The 13,514-nt window shown below is 70.5% G+C and carries 11 protein-coding genes; 6 read left to right on the forward strand and 5 right to left on the reverse strand.

What is annotated here, in order from left to right:
• Positions 1–432 precede the first annotated feature (432 nt).
• A complete protein-coding gene (locus ACFYXH_RS31455; RefSeq protein ID WP_389570071.1) occupies positions 433–822 on the reverse strand; it encodes a VOC family protein in 390 nt (129 codons plus the stop codon).
• Positions 823–880: 58 nt separating this feature from the next.
• On the opposite strand from ACFYXH_RS31455, the gene ACFYXH_RS31460 reads away from it, so the two are divergent.
• The 3 genes from ACFYXH_RS31460 (at position 881) to ACFYXH_RS31470 (ending at position 3,818) form a co-directional block, all read left to right on the forward strand.
• Complete coding sequence (locus ACFYXH_RS31460; RefSeq protein ID WP_389570765.1) at positions 881–1,522, forward strand: nucleoside/nucleotide kinase family protein; 642 nt, start codon at positions 881–883, stop codon at positions 1,520–1,522.
• Between the two features lie 183 nt (positions 1,523–1,705).
• Complete coding sequence (locus ACFYXH_RS31465; protein ID WP_389570767.1) at positions 1,706–2,659, forward strand: hypothetical protein; 954 nt, start codon at positions 1,706–1,708, stop codon at positions 2,657–2,659.
• 37 nt (positions 2,660–2,696) lie between these two features.
• Positions 2,697–3,818, forward strand: coding sequence for an aminopeptidase P family protein (locus ACFYXH_RS31470; protein ID WP_389570073.1), 1,122 nt, complete (start codon positions 2,697–2,699; stop codon positions 3,816–3,818).
• Positions 3,819–3,872: 54 nt separating this feature from the next.
• Here the strand turns inward: ACFYXH_RS31470 and ACFYXH_RS31475 are convergent, their stop codons facing one another.
• Both ACFYXH_RS31475 and treZ read right to left on the reverse strand, forming a co-directional pair.
• The gene (locus tag ACFYXH_RS31475; protein WP_389570075.1) at positions 3,873–4,877 is read right to left on the reverse strand and encodes an aldo/keto reductase; all 1,005 of its coding nucleotides are present in this window, start codon (positions 4,875–4,877) and stop codon (positions 3,873–3,875) included.
• A gap of 42 nt (positions 4,878–4,919) precedes the next feature.
• On the reverse strand, positions 4,920–6,698 hold the full coding sequence (gene treZ, locus ACFYXH_RS31480; RefSeq protein WP_389570078.1) for a malto-oligosyltrehalose trehalohydrolase: 1,779 nt from the start codon (positions 6,696–6,698) through the stop codon (positions 4,920–4,922).
• Positions 6,699–6,754: 56 nt separating this feature from the next.
• On the opposite strand from treZ, the gene ACFYXH_RS31485 reads away from it, so the two are divergent.
• Positions 6,755–8,137, forward strand: coding sequence for a GH1 family beta-glucosidase (locus ACFYXH_RS31485; RefSeq protein WP_389570081.1), 1,383 nt, complete (start codon positions 6,755–6,757; stop codon positions 8,135–8,137).
• Here ACFYXH_RS31485 and ACFYXH_RS31490 read toward each other — a convergent pair.
• On the reverse strand, positions 8,126–9,364 hold the full coding sequence (locus ACFYXH_RS31490) for an MFS transporter (protein ID WP_389570084.1): 1,239 nt from the start codon (positions 9,362–9,364) through the stop codon (positions 8,126–8,128). The two genes, ACFYXH_RS31485 and ACFYXH_RS31490, sit on opposite strands and share 12 nt — an antisense overlap.
• Before the next feature lie 57 nt (positions 9,365–9,421).
• Positions 9,422–10,318, reverse strand: a complete 897-nt coding sequence (locus tag ACFYXH_RS31495) for a GNAT family N-acetyltransferase (protein ID WP_389570086.1) — start codon at positions 10,316–10,318, stop codon at positions 9,422–9,424.
• A 300-nt stretch (positions 10,319–10,618) separates the two neighbouring features.
• On the opposite strand from ACFYXH_RS31495, the gene ACFYXH_RS31500 reads away from it, so the two are divergent.
• Positions 10,619–11,167, forward strand: a complete 549-nt coding sequence (locus ACFYXH_RS31500; protein WP_389570088.1) for an FHA domain-containing protein — start codon at positions 10,619–10,621, stop codon at positions 11,165–11,167.
• Positions 11,168–11,313: 146 nt separating this feature from the next.
• Positions 11,314–13,509, forward strand: a complete 2,196-nt coding sequence (locus tag ACFYXH_RS31505; protein WP_389570091.1) for an MMPL family transporter — start codon at positions 11,314–11,316, stop codon at positions 13,507–13,509.
• The last annotated feature ends 5 nt before the right edge of the window (positions 13,510–13,514 follow it).

The raw sequence follows: 13,514 nt of genomic DNA on the forward strand, positions 1-13,514 counted from the left end.
CAGATGTCGCAATCCACACCAGGCCAGAAGGCCCTCACCCATTTCAAGATCACTCAGCCGAGACCTGCGTCACCAACCTCCGTGGACAGAACACCTAGGCCGGCCGGCCTTTGGACCCACCAAGATCATGGTCTTGATCGACGTGTCCCGGTCCCCGTATGGCCCTGGCCGGACTTGACCTGCCACGCGGGGCGGACCAGCAACCGTCCATCGCGAGAAGCCCAAGCCCCGCGCCGGCCAGGCCGACAAGTGAGCGCTCAACCTCACCGCCGCCATACAGTTCTACGAGGGCCCTCGCCCTCCACCAATTGCACGCCTGGGGCATTCCGTACGACTCCGAGCCCTCCGGCACCCGTACCGAGCGGCGACCGCCCCACCCGGGAGACGTACCGCCGCTGTAGGCAGGTGCTCGACGGGGAACGAGCCCGCAGACTACTTGGGCTGCAGCAGATCCCAGCGGTTGCCGTAAAGATCCTCGAAGACCGCGACCGAGCCGTACGCCTCGTGCCGCGGCTCCTCCAGGAAGCGCACGCCCGCCGCCGTCATCCGGGCGTGGTCGCCCGCGAAGTCCGCGGTGTGCAGGAAGAAGCCGACCCGGCCGCCGGTCTGCGAGCCCACGCTCGCGCGCTGGTCCTCGTCCTTGGCGCGGGCGAGCAGCAGTGCCGAGCCATGGCCCGTACCGCGCGGGCGGACCACCACCCAGCGGCTGCCGTCCCCGCGGTCGGTGTCCTCGACCAGTTCGAAACCGAGGGCGTCCGTGTAGAAGGCGATGGCCTCGTCGTAGTCACGGACGACGAGGGTGACCAGGGCGATGTACGACATGCGCATCACGTTATACGTATGACTCGCGACGGATCAACACGATGCGACAATGCGCACCATGCATGCGCCGCCGCCCCCGACGTACCCGCCGCACCTTCTGTTCCGCGCACAAGCCCTGGCCGCCCAGGGGCGCCGCGTCGTCCTGGGCATCGCCGGGCCCCCGGGCGCCGGGAAGTCGACCCTCGCCGCCCATCTCGTCGACTCACTCGACGGCCTCGCCGTCCTCGTCCCCATGGACGGCTTCCACCTGGCCCAGGCCGAACTCCGGCGCCTCGGCCGCGCGGGGCGCAAGGGTGCGCCGGACACCTTCGACGCGGCCGGATACGCTGCCCTGCTCGCCCGGCTGCGCGCCCCCGCCGCGGGCGCGACGGTCTATGCTCCCGCCTTCGACCGCGCCCTGGAGGAGGCGGTGGCCGGCAGCATCCCGGTGGATCCGGACGTCCCTCTCGTCGTCACCGAGGGCAACTACCTTCTCCACGACGAAGGCCCTTGGGCACAGGTCCGCCCGCTCCTCGACGAGGTCTGGTACCTGGAGATCGACGATGCCGTACGCGTACGCCGACTGGTCGACCGCCATGTGCGGTTCGGCAAGCAGCGGCCGTACGCCGAGCGCTGGGTCCATGAGTCGGACGAGCCCAACGCCCGGCTGGTCGCCCGCGGCCGCGGCCGCGCCGACTTCGTGGTCACACAGTCGCGGTAGCCCCCGGCGGCCCGCGTGCGTCACCGCATGCGCCCGCACGATCGGATACGGGCGCGTTCCGTCCGCGTGGCGCTGCGGGGCCGTGCCGAGGAGTTGGCAGAGGCGATGCGGAGTGCGGTCCAGCCTCGCCGGACGTGGTCGGTACGCTCGAGGTCCTGGTACGCGATGCGGAAGGCGGTCGACGTGGGGTTGTTCCGGCGAGGGCCGAAGCGCGACGGACGCGATACACCCCGGGACCCCGAGTTCTCGTACTTCTCGGAAAACGAGGGCGCACGCTTCCGCGCCCAGGTCCGGGAAGCCTTCGCCGAACAGGGCCTGGAAGTGACCGTGTACGCGGACGTGGTGTCCGACAGCGGCGGCCGCCAGTTCGGGCTGGGTAATCTCGCCGCCGTCTGCCACAACGACGACCGCGGGCCGCGATCCTGGCCCGAACTGGTCCGGCAGCACGTCGGGATGGTGCTGCGCACCATGGACGCGCCCTCCGCGCTGGACACCCTGCCGACCGAGCAGATCCGTGCCCAGCTCTACCCGCGCGTCGTCGGCGCCGACGGGCTCAATGCGCAGAACTTCGGCTACGCACGTACCGTCGCGCCCGGCCTGTTCGAGATCCTCGCGCTCGACCTCCCGGAGAGCGTCATGATGCTCACCGACGAGGCCCTGGAGCCGCTCGGCGACCTGCAGTACCTGCGCGAGCAGGCGCTCTACAACCTCAGAGGACTGCCCGTCGAGGGCCACGAGACCGTCAAGGACTCCGAGGGCATGCGCTTCGAGGTGGTTCTCGGCGACTCCTTCTACACCGCGAGCCGCGTCCTGGCGCTGGACAGCGTCGTACGACAGGTCACCGGCGAGCAGCTCACCGCCGACGGGGCCCTGGTGGCGATGCCCTTCCGGCATCAGCTCGCCTTTCATGCCATCCGCGACACCGGCATGATTTCGGCCCTCAACGCCATGGCCTCGTTCGCGGCCGCCGGCTACGCCGACACGCCCGGCGCCATCAGCCCGTACGTCTACTGGTGGCGCGCCGGCACCCTCACCCAGCTCAGCGACCGTGACGAGGGCGGTGAGGGCCTGCGCATCGTGGTCGGTGACGAATTCCAGGAGCTGCTGGAGCGGCTGGTGGCCATGGACCAGGAATGAGCTCGCGCGCCTCACCGCCCGCGGGCAGTATGGCCCCATGCCCACCACGCCCGCACCCTTCACCGCAGACGACTACCGGGCTCGGATGGCCCGCGCCGCGGACGCCGCCGCCGACGCGGGGCTCGCGGGGGTTCTCGTCGCGCCCGGCCCCGACCTCGTCCATCTGACCGGCTACCGGCCCGGAATCACCGAGCGGCTCACCGTGCTCGTCCTCGCCGCCGGCCAGGAACCGGTCCTCGTCGTTCCGACCCTGGAGGCGCCGGACGCCGAGCAGGCCCCGGGCGCGGCCGCGCTCACCGTGCGCGACTGGACCGACGGCCAGGACCCGTACGCCGCGACCGCCCCGTTGCTGGACGTCGGCGGCCGCTTCGGCGTCAGCGACAACGCCTGGGCGATGCATCTCCTCGGACTGCAGAAGCAGCTGCCCGGCACCTCGTACGTATCGCTGACCGAGGCGCTGCCCATGCTGCGTGCCGTGAAGGACGCGCACGAACTGGCCCGGCTCGAGGCGGCAGGAGCCGCCGCCGACGAGACGTACCAGGAAATCCTCAAGGTGCGCTTCGCCGGGCGCGGGGAGACCGAGGTCGCGGCCGATCTCGCGGCGCTGCTCAAGCAGTTCGGGCACTCGCAGGTCGACTTCACCGTCGTCGGCTCAGGACCGAACGGCGCCAATCCGCATCACGAGGCGGGCGATCGCACCATCCTCCACGGCGACATGGTCGTCCTCGACTTCGGCGGCCTCAAGCACGGCTACGGCTCCGACACCAGCCGTACCGTCCATGTAGGCGAGCCGACCCCCGCCGAGCAGCACGTTCACGACGTCGTACGGGAGGCCCAGCAGGCCGGCTTCGATGAGGTACGGCCGGGGGTCGCCTGCCAGGAGATCGACCGGGCCGCCCGCGAAATCATCGAGGAGGCCGGGTACGGCGACCTGTTCATCCACCGCACCGGCCACGGGATCGGCGTCACCACGCACGAGCCGCCGTACATGATCGAGGGCGAGGAGCAGCCGCTCGTCCCCGGCATGTGCTTCTCCGTCGAGCCGGGGATCTATCTCCCCGGCCGCTTCGGCGTCCGTATCGAGGACATCGTCACGGTCACCGAGGACGGCGGCCGCCGCTTCAACAACACCCCGCGCGAGATGGCCATCGTGGAGTAGCCGGGGCTCCGCCCCGGACCCCGCGCCTCGATCGCCGGCGGGGCTTGATTTCCGCTACCGCGGATCGTGGTGGCTCAGCCGCGCCAGCATCTCGTACGGATACGGCAGCGGCCGCGCGCTCGCCGTGTCCAGCTTCGTCGACTGTTCCGCCGTCAACTCCCAGCCCAGTACCCCCAGATTGTCCGCCAGCTGCTCGGCCGTACGCGGGCCGATGATCGGCGCCGTCACCGCCGGACGCTCCAGCAGCCACCGCAGCGCCACCTGCGACGCAGTACGGCCCGTCTCCTCCGCCACTTCACGCACCGCGTCGACCACCTGCCAGGTCTCCTCGGTGTCCCGCTCCCGCCAGCCCTCCTTGCCCGACCGCTCCTGGAACCGGGCCTCGCGCGATGCGGCCGGCACCGAGTCCATACCGCGCCGGTACTTGCCGGTCAGCCAGCCGCCCGCCAGCGGGCTCCATGGAATGACCGCCACCCCCTGCTCCAGGCACAGCGGCGCCAGCTCCCACTCCAGCTCTCGGCTGAGCAGGTTGTAGAGCGGCTGAAGGCTGACGTACGGCTCCCAGCCGCGGTGGTGCGCCAGGTCGAGTGAGCGCTGCAACTGCGACGGCGTCACATTGCTCGTGCCCACATAGCGGACCTTTCCTGCCTTCACCAGCGTGTCGAGGGTCGCGAGGGTCTCCTCCAGCGGCGTGGTGGCGTCCCAGATATGGGTCTGGTAGAGGTCGATGTAGTCCGTGCCCAGCCGGCGCAGGCTCGCCTCCACGGCCGCGACGATGTGCTTGCGACTCAGCCCGCCGTCGTTGGGCGCTTCGCCCATCCGCCCCCACACCTTGGTCGCGACGACGAGGTCGTCGCGCCTGCGCCCCTTGAGCCAGCGGCCGAGGATCTCCTCCGAACCACCGTGGTCGTACAGATCGGCGGTGTCGATGAAGGTGCCGCCCGCCTCGGTGAATGCGTCGAGGATCCGATGGCCGCTCGCGTCGTCCGCGAAGCTCATCGTGCCCAGACACAGCTCGCTGACGCGCAGACCCGTCCTGCCGAGATTGAGTTGCTTCATGGCGGCGACACTAGAAGCTGGAGCGGGCTCGATGGCAAGAGGTCACGCATCGGCCAGTACGACACCGGACTCGGGCGGAAGGTGCAACAGACCGTCCGCGCCGGGAGGTTGGACCGGATCCCAGGCCGCCAGCACCCGGCCGCCGCCGCCCAGCGGGATCGCGGCAGGATCCTTGGCGAGGTTGACCGCGATCCGCAGATCGCCGCGCCGGTACGCCAGCCAGCGAGCCTCCTCGTCGTACGCCACCTTCACCGCCGCCAGGTCCGGATCCGTCAGATCCGACTGCGTACGGCGCAGCGCGATCAGCTCGCGGTGCCAGGCCAGCAGCCGTGCGTGCGGCTCCCGCTCCCGCTCGGACCGGTCCAGGCAGGAGCGCTCCCTGGTCGACGGCGCCTGCGGGTCGGGGATGTCCTCCTCCGCCCAGCCGTGCGCCGCGAACTCCCGTCGTCTGCCGTTGCGTACGGCCTCGGCCAGCTCCGGGTCGGTGTGGTCGGTGAAGAACTGCCAGGGCGTGCGGGCGCCCCACTCCTCACCCATGAACAGCATCGGGGTGAACGGCCCGGTCAGCACCAGTACGGCCGCGCACGCCAGCAGCCCGGGGGAGAGGGTGGCCGAGAGCCGGTCGCCCAGTGCCCGGTTGCCGATCTGGTCGTGCGTCTGGGCGTAGCCGAGGAAGCGGTGTGCGGCGCTTCTCGTCACATCGACGGAGCGGCCGTGCGTACGGCCGCGGAAGCTCGAGTACGTACCGTCGTGGAAGAAGCCGTGGGTGAGGGTCTTGCCGACCGCCGCCAGCGGAGTGACGGCGAAGTCGGTGTAGTAGCCCTGGGACTCACCGGTCAGCGCGGTGTGCAGGGCGTGGTGGAAGTCGTCGTTCCACTGGGCGTGCAGCCCCAGGCCGCCCGCCTCGCGCGGCGTCGTCGTCCGCGGGTCGCACAGATCCGACTCGGCGACCAGGAAGAGCGGACGGCCGAACTCACGCGAGAGGGCGTCGACGGCGCCGGAGAGCTCCTCGAGGAAGGTCAGCGCACGCGTGTCGGCGAGGGCGTGCACCGCGTCGAGACGCAGCCCGTCGACATGGAAGTCGCGCAGCCAGGCCAGCGCGCTGCCCAGCAGATACGCGCGGACCTCGTCGGAGCCCGGGGCGTCGAGATTGACCGCCGAGCCCCAGGGGGTGTGGTGGGTGTCGGTGAAGTACGGGCCGAAGGCCGGCAGGTGGTTTCCGGACGGGCCGAGGTGGTTGTGGACCACGTCGAGCACCACTCCGAGACCACGGCCGTGTGCTGTGTCGACAAAGCGCTTGAGCGCCTCGGGCCCGCCGTACGGCTCGTGCACCGCCCACAGCGACACACCCTCGTAGCCCCAGCCGTGCACACCGGGAAAGGGACACAGCGGCATCAGCTCGATATGGGTGATCCCCAACTCGACCAGCTCGCCGAGCCGTTCTGCCGCGGCGTCCAGCGTGCCCTCGCGGGTGTACGTACCGATGTGCAGCTCGTACAGGATCGCGCCGCCGAGCCCCCGCCCCGACCAGTCGTTGCGCCAGGCGTAGGCGCTCTGGTCCACCACCGCACTCATGCCGTCCGGGCCGTCCGGCTGGCGGCGCGAGCGCGGATCGGGCAGCACAGGCCCGCCGTCCAGCGCGAAGCCGTAGCGGGCGCCTTCGCCCGCCTCGGCCTCGGCACTCCACCAGCCCGCACGCCCTTCGGCGCGCTCCATCGGGCGCTCCTCGTCTTCCAGCCACAGTGCGACCCGGTCCTCGGCCTGCGGCGCCCACACCTCGAACAGCACTGGCGGTCCCCTCGTCGTCGATGCGACCTCCATCCTGGCAAGGACGGGGTCTGGAAGCGGTGACCTTGGGGCCATTAAGGTCACGAACCATGTCGACGCCAATGCCGCCGCTGCCCGCGTTCCCGCCCGGCTTCCTCTGGGGCGCGTCCGCCTCCGCCTTCCAGACCGAAGGGGCCGCCGACGCCGACGGCAAGGGGCCCTCGGGTTGGGACGCCTTCGCCGCCCAGGGCCGGATCAAGGACGGCGCCGACGCCTCACGCGGCACCGGCTTCCACGCGCGCTATCGCGAGGACGTCGCCCTGCTCGCCGGCCTCGGCGCGGACGCCTTCCGCTTCTCGGTCAGCTGGCCGCGCGTCGTCCCGGGCGGCAGCGGACCGGTCAATGCCGCAGGACTCGACTTCTACGACCGTCTCGTCGACGAACTGTGTGCCCACGGCATCACGCCCGCGCCCACCCTCTACCACTGGGACACCCCGCTCCCGCTGGACGAGGCGGGCGGCTGGCTGAACCGGGACACGGCGTTCCGCTTCGCCGAGTACGCCTCCGTCGTCGCCGAGCGGCTCGCCGACCGCGTCCCGATGTGGATCACCATCAACGAACCGGCCGAGGTCACCCTGCTCGGCTACGCACTGGGCGAGCACGCGCCCGGCAAGCAGCTCCTCTTCGACGCGCTGCCCGCCGCCCACCACCAGCTGCTCGCCCACGGCCTCGCCGTCCGGGCGCTGCGCGCGGCGGGCGCCGCGAACATCGGCCTCGCCGTCTCCCACTCGCCCGTACGGACCGCAGGGACCAGCGAGGAGGACCGGTTCGGCGCGGAGCTGTACGACACGATCACCAACTGGATGTTCGCCGACCCGATCCTCACCGGCAGCTATCCCGACGAGAACTTCGCCGCCCTGATGCCGGGCCCGGTCGCCGACGACCTCGCCGTCATCTCCGAGCCGCTCGACTGGTACGGCGTGAACTACTACCACCCGATGCTCGTCGGCGCGCCCGCCAAGGACGCCCTCGGCGACTTCGCCGGCGTCGGCATGCCCGCCGAACTCCCCTTCGGGCTGCGGGACATCGACAGCGACCAGCGCACCGACTTCGGCTGGCCGGTCGTCCCCGACGGGCTGCGCGAGCTGCTCGTGCTCCTCAAGGACCGGTTCGGCGACCGGCTGCCGCCGCTCTTCATCACCGAGAACGGCTGCTCGTACGACGGTCTCGACGACCAGCGCCGTATCGACTTCCTCGACGCCCATCTTCGCTCACTGCACGAGGCGATCGACGCGGGAGTCGACGTACGCGGCTACTTCACCTGGTCGCTCACCGACAACATCGAATGGGTCCAGGGCGCGTCCCAGCACTTCGGCCTCGTCCATGTCGACTACGAGACGCTGGAGCGCACACCCAAGGCCTCGTACGCCTGGTACCGGGACGCCATCGCCGCCCAGCGAATCGCCGCCCGGAAGTCGGACTCACGGCACTGAACGGATCTTCCACACCAGCACACCACCGAGGGCCGTGACCACCGTCGCGGTCAGATACAGCCCGGCGTACCCGCCCGCGTACGCCACGATCGGCGCGGCCAGTGCCGGGCCGAGGACCTGCGGCGCCGAATTGGCGATATTGATGACGCCCAGATCCTTCGCCCGGTCGCCGGCCTCCGGCAGCACCTGCGTGATCAGCGCCTGGTCGACGGCGATGTACACCCCGAAACCGAGCCCGAGCAGCGCCGCCGCACCCATCGCCACCGGCCAGGTGTGCCAGAACGTCAGCAGCAGCGAGGCCACCGCCATCACCACCGAACTGACCGCGACCAGCGCCTTGCGCCGACCCAGCCGGTCCGAGACGACCCCGCCGGCCACCGCCGTCACCACCACGCCCGCCGTGTAGAGCAGCGTCAGAATCAGTACGCCCTCCTCCGGATCCGCGTAATGCACCGCGTCTTTGAGGAAATACAGCAGATACAGCGTGCCCATCGCGTTCCCGAGCATCACCAGAAATCGGGTGAGCCAGGCCCAGCCGAAGTCCGGATACGCCCGCGGACTGACCCAGAAGCCCTTCAGACGCACCGACTCCCTTGGGAGAAAAGGGACTTGAGGGTCACGCGTCAGCAGTACGAAAGGCAGTGCGCAGAGCACCACGAGCGCCGCCAGCAGCAGATAGCCCGTCGCGATCCCCGTCACCACCGTGGTCACCAGCAGCGCCCCGACGACCAGCCCCAGCGTCTGCGGAATCCCGATGAAGCCGGAGACGGCGGCCCGCTGACGCACCGGCACCTGGTCGGGCACGACAGCATTGGTCCCGGACAGCATGGCGTTCAGCCCGAGCTGCGCCAGACACCAGCCGAGCGCCACCCCGATCACCGTCGTCTGCGCCGAGGTGACCGCGAGACCCACCGCGCCCAGCACGGCCCCGCCCAGGATCCATGGGCGACGGCGGCCGAAGCGTCCGCTCGTACGGTCCGACAGCGCACCCGCGAGCGGATTGGCGACGACCGCGACCAGCGCCCCCACCCCGGTAGCCCAGCCCAGCGCGACTTCCTTGCCGGACGGTGCGAGCTCGGCGATCTGCTCGGCGAGCAGCACCTGGATCGGCGTGAAAAACGCCATGTACAGGCCCAAGTTGGCAAGTACGAGAGCGGAAACCCAGCCGCCGCCGACTCGGATCTGTGGCTCGGAGTGCAGCTCTTCCGTCGTCTCTTCCGTCGTCATGGGCGGCTCGCCATCAGCTCGGGGGTGTCCGGAGCCTACGGACACCCCCGAGCTTGCTCAATGCTGCGAACCGGGAAGGAAGTGGATCCGCTCCTGGACGACCGGATGCCCGGCCTTCGCGAAGTTCTTGGCCATCGGGAAGTTGCCCTGATCGGTCGCGCCCGCGATGAACTCCGCGTCCCGCTCAGCCAGGAAGTGCGTGCACTCCACGAGCAGGTCGTACGCATAGCCGTGGCCGCGCTGCTCCGGTACCACTCCGATGAAGCCGACGCACGGCCCCGACGGATTGCGCGCCGGGACGTGGATACCGACCAGTTCACCGTCAGGCGCGTAGGCCAGCTGCCACCACTCGCGCGGCGACGGGCACCAGTGGAAGAAGTCCAGCTCCTCCTGCGCTGCCTTGTCCACGTCCGCCTCTGCGATGGCGCGCAGCGCGTGCGCGTCGAGCGTCGAGGAGTGGACCCGGCGCAGCACATCGAAGATCACTGCGTCGTCGGGCTCCGGCCTGAACTCCAGCCGCCGGGGCCGCTCCGGCAGCCCGCACTCCGGCGTCCAGCGGTACTGGTACCGCTCCACCAGGACCTTCATCCCGGCCGCCGTCACGGCGCGGATCCTGGCCTCACCGGCCGCCAGGGCCGCCGGATCCTCGCGCCAGCCGGCGGGCAGGATCAGTTCGTACTCGACCTGGAACGGCGAGGTGCGCAGCAGCTCGGTGCCTGCCTCCTCCTCGCCCTCGGCGAAGTCGAACCAGTTGACGTTGACGGGAGTTTCGTCGTCGTGGCCGCCCCACCAGGCGGCCCGCGCGACGACCACGCCGTCGCGCAGTGCGACCCGCTTCCATTCGGGGCGGTGCGTGGCACGGGCCAGCGCGCGGCCCACACCGAGAGGGTCGGGCAGAGAGTCGAAAAGATGCGCGTCGCTCGGGGTGAGCGCGCGGATGACCAGTTCGGTCATGAGGAAGTCCTCCGGGAAGAGATGTGCGGTATGCGCTCCCGGTCAGACTGCGAACGCCGGGCGGACGGGGCGGGAGCGCGAGAGTCGTGTGGTGTGCATTGCTCTCGCCTCCTTCCGTCAGTCACGGGCGTCGCGATCATGCTAGACGGCTCCCGGCGGAGTCGTCCACCACTTTCCCTGGAACCGGGCCCGGGAACAGCCCGAGTTCGGCAGGTCCGCGCAGGTCAGCAGCGACTCAGGACGGACCTTAACTCCGGTTCTTCTGGACACCTGTGGCCATTCGGCCCGACAATCTCGTATGTGACGTCCTCCTTCGAGTTCCACACGTATCCCGCTCGGCTCTCGGATGCCGAGCGGGACCGTGTCCTCGGTGTGCTCAGAGAGGGCGCGGCGCAGGGCAAGCTGTCGCACGACACCTTCATTCACCGTATGGAACTGGCCCTCGCCGCCCGCCGCTCCGATGAACTGCGGGCGCTCACGGCCGACCTCGACACCGAGGGCCGATGGTCACGGCGGCTGTACGGCGCGGTGGGCCGTATATCGGCGTTCTCGGTACGGCTGCGCAGGGCCTGGCAGGCCGAGAAGCTGCCGCCGCTGCTGCTGCCCGAACCCAGCCCGTACCCCCTGCGGATCGGCCGCGACCCGGCGAACGGGCTGCGGCTGAGCCATGACACGGTCTCGCGACTGCACGCCGAACTGAGCCGCCAGGGCAGCCTGTGGATCCTGCGCGACCTCGGCTCGACCAACGGCACCACCGTCAACGGCCGGCGGGTGACCGGCTCCGTCGTTGTGCACGACGGGGACATGGTGGGCTTCGGACGGATGAGTTTCCGCCTCACCGCGCGCTGACCCTGCTCCCCCTGCCCCCGGGTAGCCCCAAGTCCGTGGTGGGGACAGCCCCAGACCGATATGCCTGCGGTCACCAGTGACCTGGAAACACCCCCGGCGGGACGCTGATCACGAAGAAGATCAGACGTCCCAGGGGAGGTGCCCGCATGCCGGGCAGAGATCCGATCACGGTCCGTGCGGCGCGATGGTGTGCCACCCACCCCTGGCGGGCAGTGGTGGGCTGGCTCGTGTTCGTCGTGCTGTGTATCGGCGCGGGTACGGCGGCAGGCACCAACAAGGGGAAGTTCGAGGACTTCTGGGTCGGTGAGGCGGGCCGGGCCGAGGCCATGGCCGCGCACAGCGGGCTGACCCCGCCGCCCGTCGAACAGGTCCTCATCACCGTGCCGCGAGGCACGCTCGACCAGGCGGCCGCGCAGGAAGTGGCGCGCGAGATCGGCCGGCGGATGCGCGAACTGCCCGCCGTCGTATCAGTCGCCGGTCCGCAGCGGGCGCGCGGCGGTGAGGCGCTCAGGGTCGCCGTCACCCTGCGCGGCGACAAGGAGACCGCCAAGAAGGACGTCGAGGCGCTGCTCAAGCAGACCGAGGCCGTCCAGAGCGCCCACAAGGATCTGCGGATCGAGCAGACCGGCAGCGCGTCCATCTCGAACGGCGTCAACGACAAGCAGGGGAAGGACCTTCAGCGGACCGAGATGATCAGTCTCCCGGTCACGTTCGTCATTCTCTTCGTCGTCTTCGGCGCGGTGCTCGCCGCCGCCATCCCGGTGCTGCTGGCGCTCTCCGCCTTCGCGGGCGCGGTCGGGCTCTACGGACTGGCGTCCTGGGTCTTCCCGGACGCGGGCGGCGCGGCGCTCAGCGCGATCTTCATGCTGGGCATGGCCGTGGGTGTCGACTACTCGCTCTTCTACCTCAAGCGGGCCCGCGAGGAGCGCGAACGCGGTGGAGGAACCATCAGCCACGCCGCCGCGGTCGAGCTCGCGGCGGCCACCTCGGGCCGGGCGGTCGTCGACTCGGGCCTCGCCGTCGCCCTCGCGCTCGGCGGCCTCTATCTGATGGACGACGTGATCTTCTCGTCCATCGCCACCGGCACGATTCTCGTCACGCTGGTCGCGGTGGCCGGCTCGCTGACCGTACTGCCCGCGCTGCTCACCAAGTTGGGCCGCCGCATGGACGGTCGCAGGGGGATCAGGCGCCGCTCGGGCCAGGGCCGGGTGTGGACGGCCTTGCTGCGGCCGGTCATGCGCCGCCCGCTCGCCACGCTGCTCGTCGGCATCGCCGCGACGGCCGCGCTCGCCGTGCCCGCCCTGAACATGACGCTCGGTACGGAGGGCAAGGAGACCTTCCCCGACAGCGTGCCCGCGGTCGCCGCGTACGACCGGCTCACCGCCGCCTACCCGTCCGAGGGGGCGGCACATCTTGTTCTCCTGAAGTCCGCCGACCCGGCCACGGAACTGCGACGGCTCGCCGAACGCACCAAGGGCGACCGGCTCTTCGCGCAGGACCGCGAACCCGAGGTGACGACCTCCAAGGACGGGCACACCGCGCTGCTGCGGCTGGCCGTCCCGTACACACAGAACTCCGACGAGGCGAGCCGCTCCCTGCGGCGGCTGCGCGGCGAGCTGATCCCGGCCACGGTCGGACGGACGGCGGCCGCCGAGGTGGCCGTCAGCGGTGAGATCGCCGGCGGCGTGGATTACGCCGAGCACCAGGAGGGGCGGCTGCTGTGGGTGATCGCCTTTGTCTCGCTGGCGACGCTGGTCATCATGTTCCTGGCGTTCCGCTCGCTGGTGCTCGCGCTGTTCGGCGTACTGCTCAACCTGGCGGCGGTGATGGTCTCCTGGGGCGTACTGACGCTGGTCTTCCAGGGGACATGGGCGGAGGGGCCGCTCGGCTTCGACTCGGTCGGCTTCGTCGGATCGCGTACGCCGCTGATGGTCTTCGCGATCCTGGTGGGGCTCTCCACCGACTACCAGATCTTTGTGGTCAGCCGGATCAGGGAGGCGGTGCGCAGAGGCGTGCCGACCCGGCAGGCGGTGGTGGACGGCATCGCGGGCTCCGCGAGCGTCGTCACCAGCGCCGCGGTGATCATGGTGTCGGTCTTCATCAGCTTCCTGTTCATCGACCGGATCGAGATGAAGCAGATCGCCGTCGGACTGACGGTGGCGGTGCTGTTCGACGCGGTGGTGCTGCGGGCGCTGATCCTGCCGTCGGCGCTGGCGCTGCTGGGCGAGCGGTCCTGGTGGCCGGTCAGGCCGGTCAGGCCGGTCAGGCCGGACGCGGAGGGCCGGAGGGTCGCCGGTGACCGGGCTGTCGGGGGCGACCAGCGGCTGACCAACACCGGCTGACGCCG

This window comes from Streptomyces sp. NPDC002730 (assembly GCF_042888805.1).
GTDB lineage: Bacteria > Actinomycetota > Actinomycetes > Streptomycetales > Streptomycetaceae > Streptomyces.

Coding starts and splice junctions, on each gene's coding strand:
- ACFYXH_RS31455 (WP_389570071.1), bottom strand. CDS start 822: ATGTCGTACATCGCCCTGGTCACCCTCGTCGTCCGTGACTACGACGAG.
- ACFYXH_RS31460 (WP_389570765.1), top strand. CDS start 881: ATGCATGCGCCGCCGCCCCCGACGTACCCGCCGCACCTTCTGTTCCGC.
- ACFYXH_RS31470 (WP_389570073.1), top strand. CDS start 2,697: ATGCCCACCACGCCCGCACCCTTCACCGCAGACGACTACCGGGCTCGG.
- ACFYXH_RS31475 (WP_389570075.1), bottom strand. CDS start 4,877: ATGAAGCAACTCAATCTCGGCAGGACGGGTCTGCGCGTCAGCGAGCTG.
- treZ (WP_389570078.1), bottom strand. CDS start 6,698: ATGGAGGTCGCATCGACGACGAGGGGACCGCCAGTGCTGTTCGAGGTG.
- ACFYXH_RS31485 (WP_389570081.1), top strand. CDS start 6,755: ATGTCGACGCCAATGCCGCCGCTGCCCGCGTTCCCGCCCGGCTTCCTC.
- ACFYXH_RS31490 (WP_389570084.1), bottom strand. CDS start 9,364: ATGACGACGGAAGAGACGACGGAAGAGCTGCACTCCGAGCCACAGATC.
- ACFYXH_RS31495 (WP_389570086.1), bottom strand. CDS start 10,318: ATGACCGAACTGGTCATCCGCGCGCTCACCCCGAGCGACGCGCATCTT.
- ACFYXH_RS31505 (WP_389570091.1), top strand. CDS start 11,314: ATGCCGGGCAGAGATCCGATCACGGTCCGTGCGGCGCGATGGTGTGCC.